At 65.7% G+C, this 18,132-nt stretch carries 14 protein-coding genes; 8 read left to right on the forward strand and 6 right to left on the reverse strand.

The genetic code is table 11. From position 1 onward, the window contains the following. Window positions 1-20 precede the first annotated feature (20 nt). The gene (locus POR01S_RS05520; protein ID WP_081875164.1) at window positions 21-1,019 is read right to left on the reverse strand and encodes a fatty acid desaturase; all 999 of its coding nucleotides are present in this window, start codon (window positions 1,017-1,019) and stop codon (window positions 21-23) included. Between the two features lie 632 nt (window positions 1,020-1,651). On the opposite strand from POR01S_RS05520, the gene POR01S_RS05525 reads away from it, so the two are divergent. Further along, window positions 1,652-2,875: an acyl-CoA dehydrogenase family protein gene (locus tag POR01S_RS05525; RefSeq protein ID WP_042134321.1), complete on the forward strand. Its 1,224-nt coding sequence runs from the start codon at window positions 1,652-1,654 to the stop codon at window positions 2,873-2,875. Window positions 2,876-2,979: 104 nt separating this feature from the next. Beyond that, window positions 2,980-3,114: a hypothetical protein gene (locus tag POR01S_RS23965; protein WP_255211796.1), complete on the forward strand. Its 135-nt coding sequence runs from the start codon at window positions 2,980-2,982 to the stop codon at window positions 3,112-3,114. Between the two features lie 43 nt (window positions 3,115-3,157). On the opposite strand, the gene tauD is transcribed toward POR01S_RS23965, so the two are convergent. The 5 genes from tauD to POR01S_RS05550 all read right to left on the reverse strand — a co-directional run bounded on the left by tauD (window position 3,158) and on the right by POR01S_RS05550 (window position 7,245). After that, window positions 3,158-4,009, reverse strand: a complete 852-nt coding sequence (gene tauD, locus POR01S_RS05530; RefSeq protein WP_042134325.1) for a taurine dioxygenase — start codon at window positions 4,007-4,009, stop codon at window positions 3,158-3,160. A 10-nt stretch (window positions 4,010-4,019) separates the two neighbouring features. Next, window positions 4,020-4,835, reverse strand: coding sequence for a taurine ABC transporter permease TauC (gene tauC, locus POR01S_RS05535; protein ID WP_042134326.1), 816 nt, complete (start codon window positions 4,833-4,835; stop codon window positions 4,020-4,022). Beyond that, entirely contained in the window at window positions 4,825-5,613 is a 789-nt protein-coding gene (locus tag POR01S_RS05540; RefSeq protein WP_042134330.1) for a taurine ABC transporter ATP-binding protein, read from the reverse strand. Before POR01S_RS05540 ends, tauC begins: the two co-directional genes overlap by 11 nt. A gap of 68 nt (window positions 5,614-5,681) precedes the next feature. After that, window positions 5,682-6,668: a taurine ABC transporter substrate-binding protein gene (gene tauA / locus POR01S_RS05545; protein ID WP_042134332.1), complete on the reverse strand. Its 987-nt coding sequence runs from the start codon at window positions 6,666-6,668 to the stop codon at window positions 5,682-5,684. 205 nt (window positions 6,669-6,873) lie between these two features. Further along, the gene (locus tag POR01S_RS05550; RefSeq protein WP_027599241.1) at window positions 6,874-7,245 is read right to left on the reverse strand and encodes a response regulator; all 372 of its coding nucleotides are present in this window, start codon (window positions 7,243-7,245) and stop codon (window positions 6,874-6,876) included. A 337-nt stretch (window positions 7,246-7,582) separates the two neighbouring features. Between POR01S_RS05550 and POR01S_RS05555 the strand changes: the two genes are divergently transcribed. From POR01S_RS05555 to POR01S_RS05580, 6 genes are all read left to right on the forward strand, one after another. Then, window positions 7,583-8,704 carry a mechanosensitive ion channel family protein gene (locus POR01S_RS05555; RefSeq protein ID WP_037007798.1) on the forward strand — a complete coding sequence of 374 codons (1,122 nt, stop codon included), beginning with the start codon at window positions 7,583-7,585 and terminating at the stop codon, window positions 8,702-8,704. Window positions 8,705-9,052: 348 nt separating this feature from the next. Further along, the gene (gene glgA, locus POR01S_RS05560) at window positions 9,053-10,636 is read left to right on the forward strand and encodes a glycogen synthase GlgA (protein ID WP_042134458.1); all 1,584 of its coding nucleotides are present in this window, start codon (window positions 9,053-9,055) and stop codon (window positions 10,634-10,636) included. Between the two features lie 159 nt (window positions 10,637-10,795). Further along, window positions 10,796-12,601: a malto-oligosyltrehalose trehalohydrolase gene (gene treZ, locus POR01S_RS05565; protein WP_081875165.1), complete on the forward strand. Its 1,806-nt coding sequence runs from the start codon at window positions 10,796-10,798 to the stop codon at window positions 12,599-12,601. Continuing rightward, the gene (malQ, locus tag POR01S_RS05570; protein WP_042134334.1) at window positions 12,598-14,664 is read left to right on the forward strand and encodes a 4-alpha-glucanotransferase; all 2,067 of its coding nucleotides are present in this window, start codon (window positions 12,598-12,600) and stop codon (window positions 14,662-14,664) included. The genes treZ and malQ overlap by 4 nt, the downstream gene beginning before the upstream one ends. Next, window positions 14,661-17,468: a malto-oligosyltrehalose synthase gene (gene treY, locus POR01S_RS05575; protein WP_042134336.1), complete on the forward strand. Its 2,808-nt coding sequence runs from the start codon at window positions 14,661-14,663 to the stop codon at window positions 17,466-17,468. Before malQ ends, treY begins: the two co-directional genes overlap by 4 nt. Next, window positions 17,465-17,971, forward strand: coding sequence for a DUF2934 domain-containing protein (locus tag POR01S_RS05580; protein WP_027602408.1), 507 nt, complete (start codon window positions 17,465-17,467; stop codon window positions 17,969-17,971). Before treY ends, POR01S_RS05580 begins: the two co-directional genes overlap by 4 nt. The last annotated feature ends 161 nt before the right edge of the window (window positions 17,972-18,132 follow it).

Consider the following 18,132-nt stretch of genomic DNA (forward strand, 5'->3'; position numbering starts at 1 on the left):
AAAAAGAGGGGTGGTATTATCTAGCGGCAGGCAGATATCAATGAAGGCTGACCGGCCGGGAGATGGCTGGGAGGCCTTGCTTCAGCGCCGGGATGCCTGGGTGCATCCACGGCTCGCCAGGCGAAACGTCGACCCAGCTCGCGATAGCCGGAAAACACGAAGCCTCCGCTGCGCGCCTGATAGGCACTGCGCCTGGCGCGGTAGACCCGCGGAATCAGATACCAGGGCAAGCCCGGCAGATCGTGGTGGACCAGGTGCAGGGTATTGTTGAGAAACAGCCAGCGCAGCGCCCCGCCGCTCTCGTTGAGCACGCACCTTTGCGCCGGATCCAGCGCCGGGCGGTGTTCGTAGAAGGACCTGATCAGCGCCAGGGCCAGCGCCGGCCAGGCCACTCCCAGCACATAGATCGCCAGGGGCATGCCAGACAGCCCGTGGATCGCCAGGAGCAGCCCTGCACAGAGTGTCAGGTGGATCAGCCAGACACCCAGCACGCCCCGCTCGCCACGCCGGCAGCGGCGTACTTCGAACTCCAGCATGCCGTGCAGCGACAGCACCGGTCCCACCAGAACACGCCCGAGCAAGGTCTTGTCCAGCCAGAGCAACGCCCGTCCGGCCTGCCCTCTTCGCTCCCAGACCTCGCCATCCACATAGCGGCTCTCGGGATCCAGGTCAGGGTCGGTGAGGTTCTCGCGTCGATGGTGCGCCAGATGGCTGTCCCGATAGAGCGGAAAGGGAAACCAGAGGCCGAGGGGTGGATAGGCCAGCAGGGCATTTACCCGGGGCCAGCGCGTAGGATGACCGTGAATCAACTCGTGCTGCAGCGACTGGTGCAGCACGACGACCAGAATCAGCGGTGGCAGGGTCCAGTAGCCAAGCAGCGGCCAGGCCAGGACGAGCAGGAGCCAGCTTGCGTAGACCCCTGCGACCAGCCCCCAGGTAGGCCATTCGCTGCGGGCGGTGAACGTATGCAGGAGCAATTTGACCAGGCGGCGATGCCGCGTATCGAGATAGACAGTCACTACAGGGCCCTGATAGCCAGAAATCAAAGCCGACCTTAGAAAAAGAGCATCCCGAAGTGAAATATCGTTAAGGCATTACTTCATGAACAAGTGGTTGTCCGCTGCCTTCAGCCATGCAATGGCTCAATACTCAACGTCTTGCCGCGATAATTCCGCAGCCCATCTAACGATCATTCAAGCGACCAATAAAATCATAAGCTTATAAAAATTATCCACACCAAGACCCAACTGTTGCGGGAACAACACTTCTGGCAAGGAATAATTCGAGACATATCCTTAGCACTTTTGACAACTGGCCAATGGCTCGAAGTGCCTTTTAGACTTGAGCCAACTCTGCACTTGTCAAAGTCCGCCATGTTTTTATCCAGCAAGATGCTCCGTACGGGTGAACCTGCACCCACTTCCCCGATAAAGATTCATGCGAGGCCGGCGGGCAGGCAGCAAGACGAATGGGCTCCGTCCACCCGCTACCGTCCCGCAGCGCCGGTAGCGGTCCTGAAAACCTTGGGCCGCCGTCTGCTGGCGGCGATCGCCCTGATCGGCCACACCCGCGCCGCCCAGGCCGAGATGGCCCGTCTCGGTCTCGCCCGTCCCGAATCTCTCCCGACAGCATTAGAAGGATCTCCATTCCCATGAGCATCATTTCCGCAGGCTGGGGCGCCGGCCCTTCCGCGCGCCATGCCGACCTCTCCGCGCGCTTTCAGCCGCTGTTCCAGCGCATCCGCGCGGGCGCCATCCAACGCGAGGTGCAGCGGCGGCTGCCGGTCGAAGAGCTGGACTGGCTGAAGGCGGCGGGCTTCACCGCCCTGCGGCTGCCGGTCGAGCACGGCGGCGCGGGCGTCACCCTGCCGGAACTGTTCGCCCTGCTCATCGAACTGGGCGAGGCGGATTCCAATCTGGTCCAGGCCCTGCGCGGCCACATGGGCTTTGTCGAGGGCCTGCTCAACAGCGACGACCCGGCGCGCCGCAGCCGCTGGTTCGCGCGCATCGCTGCCGGCGAGACAATAGGTCCGGCGTCCAGCGAAGTCGGCGATGCCCGGCGCGCCGAGTTCAGCACCCGCGTACGCCGCGAGGGCGACGCCCTGCTGCTCTCCGGCACCAAGTTCTATACCACCGGTTCGCTCTATGCCGACTGGATCGACGTGGGCGCCACCGACGAGGCCGGCAATCGCGTCATGGTCACCGTCCGCCGCGATGCCCCCGGCGTCGAGGTGGTGGATGACTGGAATGGCTTCGGCCAGACCCTGACCGCCAGCGGCACGGCGACCTTCACCAATGTGCGCGTAGAGCCTGCGGACGTGGTGGCGGTGGGCGAGCGCTTCCGCTATTCACCCGGCTTCTTCCAGGTCTTTCACCTCGCCAATCTGGCGGGCCTGGGACGGGCCATGAGCAGCGAGGTAGCGGCCGCGGTCGCCGCTCGCACCCGCACCTTCACCATCGGCAACGCCGACCGTGTCAGCCAGGATCCCCAGGTGCTGGCCGTGGTAGGCCAGGTACGCAGCGCGGCCTACTGCGCCGGGGTGATCGCCCTGAAGAACGCCGAGGCCTTGCAGCGGGTGCATGACCTCAGGCAGACGGACGACCAGGCCGCCGAGGATCGCGCGGTGGCGCTGGCCGAACTGGAAGTCTGCCAATCGCTCAATGTGGTGACGGACCTGATCATCGAGGCCTCCGGACGCCTGTTCGACGCCCTGGGCGCCTCGGCCACGCTGAGACCCCAGGGTCTGGATCGCTTCTGGCGCAATGCCCGCACCCTCGCCTCCCACAATCCGCGCATCTACAAGGATCGAATCGTCGGCGACTTCGCGGTCAACGGCACCCCCCCGCCGCCGCAGTGGAAGATCGGCGTCGCCTAGGCCGCCGAACCGGCCGGAAACCCCGACGAGAGCCGCCCTGCCCGGCTGGCCGCCGCCCCCGGCGATGCTTTAAGCTCGCCGGCCTTACCCCCTGGAGCGGTGTCATGGAAAGGTCTCGCAGCAATCGTCAGGCCATGTGGAAGGCCATCAAGGATCCGCGCTTCATCCCGGTCGCGGTGGCGGCCGTGTGCATCGTGCTGTTCTTCGTATTCGGGCTGATCGACGTCCTGGGCAACTGATCTTCCGCCGGGACGCCGGCCTATCCCTGCTGCGGACAGGCCATCATCCCTGCTCGCCCGGCCCGCGGGGACGGTCGCCCAGGATGGTCGCCCGGTGCATCACGCGCCGCTGCGGACGATAGTCGTCACAGGCGTAGTGCTGGGTGATGCGGTTGTCCCAGAAGGCCAGATCGCCCGCCTGCCACTGCCAGCGCACCTGGAATTCAGGTCGGGCGGCATGGGCGAACAGCAATTGCAGCAGCGCCTCGCTCTCGGCTTCTTCCAGCTCGACGATCCGGGTGGTGAAGCCGGCGCTGACGAACAGCCCCTTGACCCCGGTCTCCGGGTGCACCCTCACCACCGGATGACGCACCGGCGGGTTGGCCGCGCGTGCCGCATTGAAACGCTGCAAGCCTTCCGGCGTCTGGCCGAAGCGCTCCAGCGGAAAGGATTTGCTCAGGTCGTGCCAGGCACTGAGACCGTCGAGCAGCCCGCGAAGCGGTGCGGACAGCGCCGCATAGGCCGCGGAATTGCTCGCCCAGAGGGTATCGCCGCCATAGGCAGGCACCTGGCGCGCGCTGAGCAGCGACCCCAGCGGCGGCGTCTGGATGAAGGTCACATCCGTATGCCAGAGCGCGTTGTCCCTCAGGTCGTTCAACTCGGTATCCAGCACCAGGATTTCCGGCTGCTCGGGATGCTTGGGATAGATCGGGTGGATGTGCAGATCGCCGAAATGAGCCGCCACGTCCCGTTGCTGGCGTGGCGTCAGCAATTGGTCACGCAGAAACAGCACCTTATGCTCCAGCAGCCCCTGGTGGAGTGCCGTGTGGCTGGCGGCGTCCAGGGGCTCGCGCAGATCCATGCCATGGACGCGTGCCCCGAGGGCGGGGCTCAGACGTTCGAAGGTAAGGGGCATGGACGTCTCCCTACTGCCAGCCGGCATAGCGCCGCTGCAGGGCGCGCAGGCCCAGTTCGATGGACAGGGCGATGCTGGCGATCAGCAGGATGCCCACCACCACCACGTCGGTGGCCATGAACTGGGCGGCCGATTGCACCATGAAGCCCAGGCCCCGATTGGCCGCGATCAACTCAGCGGCCACCAGGGTCGACCAGCCCACCCCCAGGGCGATCCGCAGGCCGGTGAGGATGTCGGGCAAGGCACTGGGCAGGATGACGTGCCGCACCACCTGCCCTCGCGAGGCGCCCAGGCAGCGCACTGCCTGGCGTCGCGCCGGATCGACCCGGCGCACCCCACCCACGGTGGCGATCAGCAAGGGCGCGAACAACGCCAGATAGATCAGCAGCACCTTGGACAGCTCGCCGATGCCGAACCAGATCACCATCAGCGGCAGGTAGGCCAGCGGTGGAATCGGCCGATAGAACTCCACCAGGGGGTCCAGCGCGGCGTTCAGGGTCGGGTTGAGGCCCATGGCGATGCCCAGGGGTACCGCGGTCAGCACGGCCGCCAGCAGCGCCGCCAGCACCCGCAGCAGGCTGGTGCCCAGGTGCTGCCAGAGGCTGGCATCCAGATAGCCGTCGGCGAGCAGTCCCTGCAGAGCGACCAGCAGTTGTTCGGGCGACGGCAGGAACAGGGTATCCACCCAACCCAGATGGGTCGCGCTCCACCAGAGCGTCGCCACGCCTGCCAGGGTGCCCAGCGCTACCACGCGGCGGCGGTCCAGGTGCAGTCGACGGCGTTCCCGGGTATCGCGCAGGGAGGTTGTCAGGGTGTCAGAGGACATGATCGGGAGACTCCTGCAGAAAGAGGTCGAGCAACTCCTGGCGCAGCTCGGCGAAAAGGGGATCGGCCTTGATCGCGCGAACGGGCTCCCCCGCCAGATGGCGGCGGGCGAAAGGCACCTCCAGGCGGCGGACGATGCGCGCGGGCGGTCCGTCCAGCACCAGCAGCTCGGTCGCCAGAAACAGCGCCTCGTCGACGCTGTGTGTGATGAGGAACAGACCCTTGCCGGTGCGTTTCCATACCTCCAGCAACAGCACCTGCATGCGTTCCCGGGTCAGGGCGTCGAGGGCGCCGAAGGGTTCGTCGAGCAGCAGGAAATCCGGGTCCACCGCCAGGGCGCGGGCCAGACCCAGGCGTTGGCGCTGACCACCCGAGAGTTCGCCGATGGCGTGCTCGGCATGCTGCGGCAGCCCCACCAGCTCGAGCATCTCGCGGGCCCTGGCCTCGCGCTCGGCACGACCCAGCCCGCGCAGGCGCAGGCCCAGGGCGACGTTGTCGAGCGCATTGAGCCAGGGCATCAGGGCGTCGTCCTGGAACACCACGCCGCGTTCGCCGCCCGGCCCTGCCAGGGTCCGGCCATCGAGCTGCACGCGCCCTTCATCCAGGGATTGAAAACCGGCGAGCACGTTGAGCAGGCTGGATTTGCCACAGCCGGACGGACCCAGCACGACCAGGGAGGCGCCCTTCTCCACCGCGAGGTCGAGACGCTGCAGGATCGGTTGACGACGGCCACGGCGGACGAATCCGAGGCTGGCCTGTTCCAGGGTGAGTCGACTCATGACCGGCTCCTGTCGGCTGGGAAAAAAAGCCCCTCCGGAGAGGGGCGAATCGTGGCGTGAGAGGATCGCTATTGAGCCTTGCGGACGTATTCGGCGCTGACATAGGGCGAGTAGTCGTCGAGCACCGTGGGAATGCGCTTCTGTTCCTTGAGAAATTCGGCGGTGTGGGCGATGGCCTTGGCCGTGCCGCCACCGAGCAGATCGGGCCCGAGTTGCGCCTGGGCATCCGGATAACGTGAGCCGGCCAGTAATTCGGGGATGTCCGCGGCGTCCGCGCCGGTCAGGCGAGCGATCTTTCTGGCCTGCTCGGACTGCGCATCCCACGCCTTGCCATGGGCCTGGTAGTCGGCGAAGGCCTGTAAGGTGACCTTGGCGTACTGGGCGATGATCTCGGGATGCTTTTCGGCGAAGTCCTTGCGCGCCACCCAGACCTCGAAGGTTGGCGCACCCCAGCTGCCCACCTGGGCGGCATCGGCGAGCACCTTCCCGTTCTTCTTGATCTCGCCCAGCGCGGGTGACCAGACGAAGGCGCCATCGATGTCACCGCGGCGCCAGGCAGCGGCGATCTCGGTAGGATTGAGGTTGACGATCTTGACCTTGGCCGGATCCACGCCCCAGTGTTTGAGGGCTCCCAGCAGGCTGTAGTGGGAGGTGGAGACGAAGGGCGTGGCGATGGTCTTGCCGACCAGTTGCTCGGGTCTGTCGATCCCGCTGCCATCGCGTACGACCAGGGCTTCGGCGGAATCGATTTGCGCGGAGACGAGGAAGGTCACCAGCGGCAGCTTGCGGGAGGTGGCCGCCGCCAGCGGGCTGGAGCCGAGATTGCCGATCTGCACGTCACCCGACGCCAGCGCGGCGACGACCTCGGGACCGCTGTTGAAACGGCGCCAGTCGATCTTCTGGCCAATCGCCTGATCGTAGCGGCCATCGGCCTGGGCGACCTTGGAGGGATCTACACCGGTCTGGTAGCCGACCACCAGATCGGCAGCGGTCGCCTGCACCGCGAGCGTTGCCAGGCCTGCAGCCAGCGCCAGGGATTTTAACAGCGAATTCATGAAGGCCTCCTTGTCGGCAGGCACGCCGGAGCGCGCCCTCGGCATCGACTCGATGCCTGTCGGAGGCCAAGCTAAACGATCTAAGTATCGTCAGATAAATAACGAAAAGGAATCAGCTTAGGCAGGGTGCTGGACGGTTGCGGACAGCGCCCGCTTCCACCACAAAGGAGAGTACGGCCTGGAACCAGGCCGCAGAAGGCAGCAATCAGCCCTTGCGCTGATTGAGGAAGCGGAAGCAGCCGGCCAGCAGGTCGTCGAAGCGCCAGGGCTTGGGCAGGTAGTAGATGTCCGGGGCGCGCTCGGGCTGCAGCTCTTCGAAATAGCCCGAAGAGACGATGATGGGCAGACCCGGCAGCTGCTGCTTGACGCGGCGCGCCAGCTCCAGGCCGTCGATGGCACCCGGCATACGGACGTCGGTGATCAGCAGATCAGGCGTCGGACGTGCACTCGACAGGTATTCCCAGGCTTGATCCGCGGTGCCGAAGGTGTGCACCTGAAAGCCTTCGCCTTCGAGCACCTCTTCCATCAGCCCGAGCAACATGTTCTCGTCTTCGACGACCACTACCACTGGTTTCATAAATCCGTCTCGATCTCCGCAGGTCCGCCATCTGACTGGACGTATCTCGTTGGGGCGCGAATTCTACTCCTATCCGGCGTCCGCTGCGCACTCTCCTCTGAGCTTAGACGCGAGGTGCGACATCCTGCCCCACTGATCGACAGAAAAAAGCCAGCACTGCGCAACAGGCATCGCGCCTATTGGGGTGGTATTACTACCCAGGAACCGTTTGCCGGACATCCGGGGAACCGTGGCGAAGCCCCTCAGTCGGAAAACAGGTGTCTCGAAAGGCTCCCCGCGATTCCGGCGCGTCAGCTTTTCTGGATCACGGGGAGCCGTCTGCCTGAGGAAATTGCGCATGACGGCCATCGACTGGACGGGTTGGCTCAACGCCCCCTGGATCACCACGCTGATCGCGGCGGGGGTCGCCCTGCTGATCAGCAGCGTCGCCCTGACCCTGGCGTTCGCGGCCATCCGCCGCCTGGCCAATCCCTTCCTGCTGGCGCGCAACCTGGTCAAGTACGCCGAGAAACCCGCGCGCCTGGCCGTGCCCCTGGTGGTGTTGCAAGGTGTCTGGAATTCCGCACCCGATGCCCTGCCGCTGTTGCGTGCCGTACAGCACCTCACCGGTCTGCTGAGCATCGCCGCCTTTACCTGGCTGGGCCTTCGAGCGGTCAAGGCCGTCGGCGCGACCATCGCCCTGCGCAATCCCGTGGATGTGGCGGACAACCTGCGGGCCAGGCGGATCCAGACGCAGAATCGGGTGCTGGTGCGCAGCCTCAGCTTCATCGTCCTGCTGGTGGGCATCGCCCTGATGCTGATGACCTTCCCGGCGGTTCGCCAGGTGGGGGCGAGCCTGCTCGCCTCGGCCGGGGTCGCGGGCCTGGTCGCGGGTATCGCTGCGCGACCGGTCCTGGGCAATCTCATCGCCGGCCTGCAGATCGCCGTGACCCAGCCGATCCGGCTGGACGATGTGGTCATCGTCGAAGGCGAATGGGGCCGGGTGGAAGAGATCACCGGCACCTACGTGGTGGTCCGCATCTGGGACGACCGCCGGCTGGTGGTCCCGCTGCAATACTTCATCGAGACGCCCTTCCAGAACTGGACGCGCTCGTCTTCCAGCCTGATCGGGTCAGTCTTCATATGGGTTGACTATTCCCTACCCCTGGCACCCATCCGCACCGAATTGGAACGCGCCTGTGCCGAGGTGCCCCATTTGTGGGATGGCCGTGTCTGCGTGCTGCAGGTGACCGATGCGTCCCACGATTCCATCCAGCTGCGCGTACTGGTGAGTTCGGGCGATTCCTCCAAGAACTGGGACCTGCGCTGCTTCGTGCGCGAGCGGCTGATTACCTACATCAATCGCGAATTCCCCCTCTGCCTGCCCAAGCTGCGGACCGAACTGGGACGCCGTGACGTCCACCCCGCGCCACTATCCGACGAAAGGCAAGAGCCGGTCGTTCGTCAGCCAGAAGTCTGATTTTTCGGCCAATTGTCGCGATCAGGTGACCATCAAGCGGTTCACCTGGCGGTTATTCAGAGGTGCCGGCCCGAACCGCGACGGCTTTCGGGCATGCATCTGGCAATACGAAGCAAGACCGCAACATTCGAGCGGGAAACTTGTGACGTTGTCCGTGAGTCAGTGCGAGAGCAATCTGGAAATCCGCGAAGCAGTTCTCGCCCAGATCCAGACATCTCAAGAAGAGGTGACCGGCAAAAAGGCTGTAGCAGCTCGGCTGTAGGCGTTTTTGAACCAGGAGCATCGAGCTTCAGGAAAGAAGCATTCAGGTAAACCTCAGTCTCGAACTTGCTGCATTGGGAGCGCACCATGGCAAATGCCGTCGTGGGGAAATTTGGGGCTCTGGAGCCCGTTGAAACTGCCACTCGCACCACCAGATCCAGCTCTCTCCGCAAGCGCACGGACGAGCCTCAGCTGACGCTGAGCTCCGTCGTCGAAAGTCGCAAACGCATTCTCTTCGTGACCCCGGAAATTTCCGACTTCGTCAAGGCCGGTGGCCTGGGCGAGGTATCGGGCGCCCTGCCGCGCGCCCTCGCCGCCTCCCACGACGTCCGGGTGTTGATCCCTGGCTATCGTCAGGTGATGGCCGCGATCAAGGATCGCGTGCAGATGGTTGGCCGCATCGCCGCCCGCGCCGCCATGCCGGCCTGCGAGATCGGTCGCGTCAATCTGGAAGACGGCCTGGTCGTCTATGTGCTGATCTGCCCCGAACTCTATGAGCGCCCGGGCAACCCCTATGGCGACCTGAACGGTGCCGACTGGGCCGACAACCACATCCGCTTCGGTCGCCTGGCCAGCGCTGCCGCCGACTTCGCCCTGGGCGACGCCTCCATTCGCTGGGTGCCGGACCTGCTGCACCTCAACGACTGGCAGACCGGCCTCGCCGCCGGCTACCTGCGCTGGAAGGGTGCCAGCACCCCGTGCCTGACAACCATCCACAACCTGGCGTACCAGGGTCTGTTCCCGGCGTCGGTCATGGCCGATCTGGACATCCCCGCCCACGCCTTCCAGATGGAGGGCCTGGAGTTCTGGGGCAAGGTGTCCTTTCTCAAGGCCGGTCTGGTCTATGCCGACCACATCACCACGGTCAGCCACACCTACGCCCAGGAAATCACCACCGCGAAATTCGGTTGCGGCCTCGAAGGCCTGCTGCAGGTCAAGGCCCGTGACGGCAAGCTGACCGGTCTGCTCAACGGTATCGACGATGGCTGGAGCGCCTGCAGTGACCCGCACCTGTGCCAGCAATTCACCGAATCGGACTGGGACGGCAAGGCGGTCAACGCCGCGCGCATTCGCGAGGAATTCGGCCTGGAGCCCTCCAACGGCCCGCTGTTCGCCGTGGTCTCCCGACTGGTCCAGCAGAAAGGCATCGACCTGACCATCGAGGCGGCCGATCACATCGTCGCCCGCGGTGGCCAGCTGATGATCATCGGTTGCGGCGAGCCGCACATCGAGCGCCAGGTACGGGCCCTGGCCCTGCGCCATCCCGGTCGCGTCAGTGCCCACATCGGCTTCTGCGAGACCGAGGCACGGCGCATGTACGCCGGGAGCGACTTCCTGCTGATGCCCTCGCGCTTCGAGCCGTGCGGTCTGAGCCAGATGTACGCCCAGCGCTTCGCCTCCCTGCCGATCGCCACCCGCACCGGCGGCCTGGCCGACAGCATCGAGGACGGCACCACCGGCTTCCTGTTCGCCCCACTGTCGCTGGAAAACTACATCAGCGCCATCGACCGCGCCCTGGGTGTGTTCGAACGTCAGGACCTCTTGCTGGCCATGCGTCATCGCGCCATGCAGGGCCCGTTCTTCTGGTCCGAATGCGCCAAGCCCTATGCCTCGCTGTACCTCGATCTGCTCCAGACCACCGCTCACCAGGAGCGTCACCTCGGCGCCTGAGGCGCAACCTGACTACCAAGCGCTTTTCCCTCGGCAAAAGGCCGACGAAAAGCGCTTTCCCCGCCTAACTTTGCGCAACTCTCACCGGTCATAACAGCAACTGCGGCCAACTGGGCCGCAGCGTCTTTTCTGCCGTCCGGTTTCGGGAGTTCTCTATCCATGACTGATATTTCGCGCGACGCAGCCGCGGTGACCGGGGGCTATGCCTGGCAGACCCGTGCCGGTGCCACTCTGGTGAACAAGGAACGCACCCTCTTCCACTTCTGGGCGCCCAGCGCCGACGCCGTGTCGGTGGTCCTGGAAGGTGGCATGACCCTTCCCATGGAAGCCGAGCAAGACGGCTGGTTCGCGGTGGAGGCCCAATGCGGTGCCGGCACCCGTTATCGCTACCAGATCAAGGACCTGCTGGTCCCCGACCCGGCCTCCCGCGCCCAGGCCGGCGATGTGCACGAGCCGAGCATTGTCATCGACCCGACCACCTACCACTGGCAGACCGTCGAGTGGCAGGGCCGTCCCTGGCACGAAAGCGTCATCTATGAATTGCACGTCGGCACCCTGGGTGGCTTCGCCGGCGTCGAGAAGCTGGTGCCGCGCCTGGCGGCACTGGGCGTCACCGCCATCGAGCTGATGCCGCTGTCGGAATTTCCCGGCGATCGCAACTGGGGCTATGACGGCGTGCTGCCCTATGCGGTGGAAGCCTCCTATGGCACCCCGGACGACCTCAAGTCGCTGATCGACACCGCCCACGGCCATGGCGTCATGGTCTACCTGGACGTGGTCTACAACCACTTCGGACCGGACGGCAACTACCTGCACGCCTATGCCGAGCGCTTCTTCCGCGAAGACATCCATACGCCCTGGGGCGCGGCCATCGATTTCCGCCAGGACGCGGTACGCCGCTACTTCATCGACAACGCCCTGATGTGGCTGATGGAATATCGCTTCGACGGCCTCAGATTCGATGCCGTCCACGCCATCAACGACAAGGGCTTCCTCGAAGAGATGGCCGAGGAGATCCGCAGCACCGTCGAGCCGGGTCGCCACATCCACCTGATGCTGGAGAACGAGGACAACACGGCCACGCTGCTGGGTGGCAAGCACTACAACGCGCAGTGGGCGGACGATTGGCACAACGTCATCCACCCCATGCTGACCGACGAGAACGAAGGCTACTACCAGGACTTCACCGAGGATGCCACGGCCAAGCTGGTGCGCTGCCTGGGCGAGGGCTTCATCTACCAGGGCGAGCAGACCCGCCATGGCAAGGCCCGTGGTGAACCCAGCAAGGACCTGCCGGCCTCGGCGTTCGTCATCTTCCTGCAGAACCACGATCAGGTCGGCAACCGCGCCTTCGGTGAACGCCTGACCCGTCTGGCGCCCGAGCCGGCGCTGAAGGCCGCCACTGCCCTGCTGCTGCTCAGCCCGATGATTCCGCTGCTGTTCATCGGTGAGGAATGGGGCAGCCGCCAACCCTTCCTGTTCTTCACCAGCCACAACGACGAGCTGGCCGAGCTGGTCCGCGACGGCCGTCGCAACGAATTCAAGGACTTCGATTTCTTCACCAGCGAAAAGCATCGCCAGCAGATCCCCGACCCGAACGCCGCCAAGACCTTCGAAGATTCCAAGCCCAATTTCGGCGAGGCCGATCAGCCCGATCACGCCGCCTGGCTGGGGCTGTATCGCGAGCTACTGGAAATCCGCCGCCGCGAACTCTTCCCGCGCCTGGAAGGTGCTCGCCCCATGGGCGCCGAAGCCCTGGCCGAGCGCGCCGTACGGGCGCGCTGGAGTCTCGCCGACGGCAGCCGCCTGACCATCGAACTCAACCTGAGCGACAAGGCCGTACCGGTGGACGAGGCTCCCCAGGGCGAGCTGTTGCACAGCAGTGACGCCAGCGCAACGCCGACCCGCGAGGACGGCACCCTGGCCGCTCACTCGGCACTGGTCTGGCTGGAGAAAAAGGCATGAGTGGAGATCGTCTGGAACAACTGGCGGAGGCCGCGGGCATCGCCATCGAATGGACCGCCTACGACGGCAAGCGCCAACGGGTGAGCCCCGAGGCGCTGCGCAATCTGCTCAAGGCCATCGAGTTGCCGGCGGACAGTGACGACGAGATCGACACCAGCTTGCGCAAGCTGGCCGAGGTGGGCGACAAGCACCATCTGCCGCCGCTCATCACGGCGGTGGTCGGCAAGCCGGTCGGGGCGCCGGACCAGTTCAAGCGTGGCGTCCGCTACCAGGTGCAGCTGGAAGATGGCGAGCGTCTGGACGGTCAGGTCGACGACCGCGGACAGCTGGCGCCGATCAGCGCCGCCGGTTATCACCAGGCCGAGGTCGATGGCGAAGCCCTGACCCTGGCCGTGGCGCCGGAACGCTGCTTCACCATCGCCGACGCCACCGGTAACGAGCAGGCCCGTCTCTGGGGGCTGGCCGTGCAGCTCTACAGCCTCAGGCGCGAAGGGGGCAGCGGCGCCGGCGATCTGCAGGGCCTGGTGCATTTCGCCAAGGCTGCGGGCAGCAAGGGCGCCGACGCCCTGGCCATCAGCCCGCTGCACGCCATGTTCAGCGCCGACGGCAGTCGCTACAGCCCCTACTCCCCGTCGAGTCGGGTGTTCTTCAACGTGCTCTATGCCGCGCCGGAGCTGGTCCTGGGTGCCGAGCCGGTGCGCCAGGCCATGCAGCGCGCCGGCCTGCAGGCCGAAGCCGAGCGCCTGGAGCAACTGGAACTGATCGACTGGCCGGCCCTGGCCAGGCTGCGGCTGCGCTTGCTGCGCACCCTGCACCTGGATTTCCGTACCGCTGGCGGTGAGCTGCGCGAGCGCTTCGAAGCCTTCCGCCGCGACGGTGGCGACGCCCTGGAAAACCATTGCCGCTTCGAAGCCCTGCATGCCTCCTTCACCCAGGGCGATGCCTCGCCCAGCTGGCAGCATTGGCCCCAGCAGTATCGCGATCCCAAGAATCCGGCCGTGGCCGAATTCGCCGAACGCCATGCCCAGGACGTGGAGTTCTATGCCTTCACCCAGTGGCTGGCCAGCGAAGGACTGTCCGCGGCCCAGGCGCAGTGCCGCGAAGCAGGCATGAAGATCGGCCTGATCGCCGACATCGCCGTAGGCGCCGACGGTGGCGGCAGCCAGGCCTGGAGTCGCCAGGAAGAGCTGCTGGCCTCGGTCACCGTGGGTTGTCCGCCGGATCTGCTCAACCAGAAGGGCCAGGGCTGGGGCATTTCCGCCTTCTCCCCCACCGGCATGGTCAAGCATGGCTTCCGCGCCTTCATCGAGATGCTCAGGGCCAACTTCGCCCATGCCGGCGGCGTGCGCATCGACCATGTGATGGGGCTGCAGCGCCTCTGGCTGGTGCCCGAGGGTGCCTCCCCGGCCGACGGCGCCTATCTCTCCTATCCGATCGACGACCTGCTGCGGCTGGTGGCGCTGGAATCCTGGCGCTATCGCTGCGTGGTCATGGGTGAAGACCTGGGCACCGTACCCGAGGGCTTTCGCGAGCGGCTGGCCGAGCGCGCCATCATGGGCATGCAGGTGCTGTTGTTCGAGCGCGATGGCGACGCCTTCAAGCCGGCCGCGCAGTGGTCGGACACGGCCATGGGCATGACCACCACCCACGACCTGCCGACCCTCACCGGCTGGTGGCAAGGCCGCGACGCCGACTGGCAGGAAGAACTCGGACTGCTGCCCGACGGCACCTCGCGCCAGGATCGTCTCGACGAGCGTGCCAAGGATCGTCAGCAGCTGGCCAAGGTGCTGAAGCTGGACGACACCCGGGAAAGCAATGTCGAGTCCGCCGTCGATGCCGCCATCGACTTCATCGGCCGCACCCCGGCGCCGCTGATCATCCTGCCGGTGGAAGACGCCCTGGGTCAGCTGGAGCAGGCCAACCTGCCCGGCACCACCAACGAACACCCCAACTGGCTGCGCCGCTGGGATGACCCCGCCGAGCGCCTGCTGGATGCCGCTACCCCTGAACGACGCCTACGCGTGCTGAGCACTGCTCGTAACAATCCGGAGAACACTCGATGAGTCGCTTGCGCGCTACCGTACGCCTGCAGTTCCACAAGGATTTCACCTTCGACGACGCCCTGCCCCTGGTGGAGTACTACGCCAAGCTGGGCATCAGTCATTTCTATGCCTCGCCCATCACCACCGCGCGCGCCGGTTCCGTGCACGGCTATGACGTGGTCGATCCGACCCGGGTCAACCCGGAGCTGGGCGGCGAAGAGGCGCTGCGGCGCCTGGTCGCCCGCCTGCGCGAACACGGCATGGGCCTGATCGCCGACTTCGTGCCCAACCACACCAACGTGGGCGGCTCGGAGAACGCCTGGTGGCTGGACATCCTCGAATGGGGTCGCCAGAGCCGCTACGCGGGCTTCTACGACATCAACTGGTACGGGCCCGACCCGGATCTGCAGGGCCAGGTGCTGCTGCCCTTCCTCGGTGACGCCTATGGCAACGTGCTGCAGGCCGGCGAACTCAAGCTGGTATTCGACGCCGAGCAAGGCGCCTTCCGCGTCGAGTACTACGCCCACCACTTTCCGATCAATCCGGGTACCTACGGCCAGATCCTGCGTGAGAGCGACCTGCCCCAGCTGAGTCTGTTCGCCGATGCCTTCTCGGCACGGGCCAAGGACCTGGAAGAAGCCCGCGGCGCCCAGCGCCAGTTGGCCGATGCCGCCAAGGACCCCGCCGTCGCCGCCGCCATCGACAAGGCGGTAGCCGCCTTCGACGGTAGCCAGCCGGCCAACCAGGAGCGGCTGCACGCCCTGCTGGAGAGTCAGCACTATCGCCTGGCCAGCTGGCGCACCGCCTCGGACGACATCAACTGGCGGCGCTTCTTCGACATCACCGAACTGGGCGGCCTGCGCATGGAGCGCCACGAGGTGTTCGAGGAAACCCATTCGCTGATCTTCCGCCTGATCAGCGAAGGCCTGCTCGACGGCCTGCGCCTGGATCACATCGATGGTCTGGCCAATCCGCGCGCCTATTGCCGCAAGCTGCGCCGTCGCGTCGACGACCTCTGCGCCAGCCGCAGCGGCGGTGCGCCGGAGGACGGCTTCCCCATCTACATCGAGAAGATCCTCGCCGAAGGCGAGCAGTTGCGGGAAGGCTGGGGCATCGACGGCACCACCGGCTACGAATTCATGAACGAGGTGTCGGCGGTGCAACACGCCGCCAGCGGCGAAGCCCCGCTGCGCCAGTTCTGGGCGGAGCGGACCGGCCGCACCGAGGACTTCCTCGAAGAGGTGCGGGAAGCGCGGCGCCTGGTGCTCACCACCGCGCTGAACAGCGAATTCGAATCGGCCGTGCATACCCTGCACCTGCTGGCGCAGCAGGATTGGCGCACCCGCGACACCAGTCAGGGCGCCATCCGCCGGGTGCTGCTGGAGCTGATCGTGCAGTTCAAGGTCTATCGCACCTACGCCGGCGCGGCGGGCTTCGTCGGCAACGACGCCCAGTGGTTCGATACCGCACTGGAAGCTGCCCGCCCCCACGTCAGCGAGGCGGAGCAACCACTGCTGGAACAGCTGCGCGCCTGGCTGGGTGGCGACGCCCCGCGTCACAAGCCCGTGGGCAGCGTGGCCCGGCGCGAGCAGCGTCGTGCCATCACCAAGTTCCAGCAACTCACCTCGCCGATCGCCGCCAAGGCGGTGGAAGACACGGCCTGCTATCGCTCCGCGCCGCTGCTGTCGCGCAATGACGTGGGCTTCGATCCGCAGCATTTCGCCCAGCCGGTCAGTGCCTTCCACCAGGCCAGCGGTTGGCGCGCCGAGCACTTCCCGCGCAACATGCTGACCACCGCGACCCACGACCACAAGCGTGGCGAAGACACCCGCGCGCGCCTGGCAGTGGTCTCGGAACGCCCGGACGCCTATATCGCCCAGGCCACCCGCTGGATGGAACAGGCCGCACCGTTGCGCGGCCAGTGGAACGACGCCCCGGCGCCGACGCCGGGCGATGAACTGATGCTTTACCAGACCCTGCTCGCCAGCTGGCCGCTGCAGCTCCAGGCCGACGACCAGAAGGGTCTGGAGGCCTATCTGGAGCGGCTGCTGCAGTGGCAGGAAAAGGCCCTGCGCGAAGAGAAGCTGGAGTCCGATTGGTGGGCGCCGAATGGCGACTACGAGGCGGCCTGCAAGGCCTTCCTGGAAGGTCTGCTCACCGACGACAACTACCGCGCCCTGCGCGGCGAGATCGTCACCGCGGTCCGCGAACTGGCTCCGGCCGGTGCGCTGAACGGCCTGGTGCAGATGCTGCTGCGCAATACCGCGCCCGGCGTGCCCGACCTCTACCAGGGTGGTGAATTCTGGGACTTCAGCCTGGTGGAGCCCGACAACCGCCGTGCCGTGGACTACGCCCCACGGCAGCAGGCGCTGGCCAAGCACGCTTCCGTCGAGGCTGCCCTGGATGCCTGGCAGAACGGCGAGATCAAGCAACAGGTACTGGCTGCCGTCCTGCAGCTGCGCAAGCAGCAGCCGCAGCTGTTCACCGAAGGTCGCTACCTGCCCCTGACCGTAGTGGGTGCCCATGCCGATCAGGTGCTGGCGTTCGCCCGGACCTGGGAGCAACAGGCGGTGATCGTCATCGTACCGGTGCATGCCTCCGACCTCATGCAGAACGATGGAAATCTCCGCTTTTCCGCAGAGGCCTGGCAGGACACCCGGATAAAACTTCCGGAAACCTTGTCCATGTACCGCTTTGGGGAAACTTTTGCCCCGGCATCTGTCCATGACCAGAAGAAAGAGCTTTCTGTCGGCGAGGTTCTGGCACGTTTTCCGCTTGGATTGCTCAGCACACAAGACATCACTCAAGGAGCCGCACCGCAATGACCCAAAAAGACGAACGCATCCAGCAGCTCGCCTATCAGATCTGGGAGTCCGAAGGACGGCCGGCCCACGAACACGATCGCCACTGGGAGATGGCGACTCGACTGTACGAAGCCGAACAGGAAGGCGTGGCCAAGAAGACCGCGGCCAAGAAGCCTCGCGCGACCAAGGCTGCGGCAGCGAGCGCGGAAAAGCCCGTTGCCAGCAAGCCCCGCACCACCGGCAAGACCAAGAGTGGCAGCGAGAAGGCCGCTACCGAAGCCGCAGCGGCCGGTGAGTCGGTAACCGAGAAGGTGGAATCGGCGGCCAAGAAGGTTGCCTCCAAGGTCAAGCAGGCGGTCAAGCCCAGTGCAGGCAAGACCGGCGCGAGCAAGACCACCGCCAGCAAGGCCAAGGCCGATGCCAATGTCGAGGCAACCGGCGTAGGTGTGGCGCCGGCCACGCCGAAGAAGCCGCGCGCGTCCCGCGCCAAGGCGGCCACGACCAAGCCCGCCGCCACCGAGTGATGTGATGTTTCGGCCTGGCCGTCCGGCCAGGCCTTCCCCCCGCCGCCTCGCTGCGGTGTCTGCGTTATCACTGTTTTCCTGATTTTTTCCTGAAAAAACAACGCTTTGTCGGTTCGCCATCAGGACTCGGAACTGCGCTGCGTCGGGCCTTTCATATGCAG

The sequence above is a fragment of the Pseudomonas oryzihabitans NBRC 102199 genome (genome assembly GCF_000730625.1).
Classification (GTDB): domain Bacteria; phylum Pseudomonadota; class Gammaproteobacteria; order Pseudomonadales; family Pseudomonadaceae; genus Chryseomonas; species Chryseomonas oryzihabitans.

What these genes read in the sequence shown, in the direction of transcription:
- tauA (WP_042134332.1), bottom strand. Translation starts at nt 6,668, where the DNA reads ATGAATTCGCTGTTAAAATCCCTGGCGCTGGCTGCAGGCCTGGCAACG.
- POR01S_RS05580 (WP_027602408.1), top strand. Translation starts at nt 17,465, where the DNA reads ATGACCCAAAAAGACGAACGCATCCAGCAGCTCGCCTATCAGATCTGG.
- glgA (WP_042134458.1), top strand. Translation starts at nt 9,053, where the DNA reads ATGGCAAATGCCGTCGTGGGGAAATTTGGGGCTCTGGAGCCCGTTGAA.
- treY (WP_042134336.1), top strand. Translation starts at nt 14,661, where the DNA reads ATGAGTCGCTTGCGCGCTACCGTACGCCTGCAGTTCCACAAGGATTTC.
- POR01S_RS05540 (WP_042134330.1), bottom strand. Translation starts at nt 5,613, where the DNA reads ATGAGTCGACTCACCCTGGAACAGGCCAGCCTCGGATTCGTCCGCCGT.
- treZ (WP_081875165.1), top strand. Translation starts at nt 10,796, where the DNA reads ATGACTGATATTTCGCGCGACGCAGCCGCGGTGACCGGGGGCTATGCC.
- POR01S_RS05550 (WP_027599241.1), bottom strand. Translation starts at nt 7,245, where the DNA reads ATGAAACCAGTGGTAGTGGTCGTCGAAGACGAGAACATGTTGCTCGGG.
- tauC (WP_042134326.1), bottom strand. Translation starts at nt 4,835, where the DNA reads ATGTCCTCTGACACCCTGACAACCTCCCTGCGCGATACCCGGGAACGC.
- POR01S_RS23965 (WP_255211796.1), top strand. Translation starts at nt 2,980, where the DNA reads ATGGAAAGGTCTCGCAGCAATCGTCAGGCCATGTGGAAGGCCATCAAG.
- tauD (WP_042134325.1), bottom strand. Translation starts at nt 4,009, where the DNA reads ATGCCCCTTACCTTCGAACGTCTGAGCCCCGCCCTCGGGGCACGCGTC.
- POR01S_RS05555 (WP_037007798.1), top strand. Translation starts at nt 7,583, where the DNA reads ATGACGGCCATCGACTGGACGGGTTGGCTCAACGCCCCCTGGATCACC.
- malQ (WP_042134334.1), top strand. Translation starts at nt 12,598, where the DNA reads ATGAGTGGAGATCGTCTGGAACAACTGGCGGAGGCCGCGGGCATCGCC.
- POR01S_RS05525 (WP_042134321.1), top strand. Translation starts at nt 1,652, where the DNA reads ATGAGCATCATTTCCGCAGGCTGGGGCGCCGGCCCTTCCGCGCGCCAT.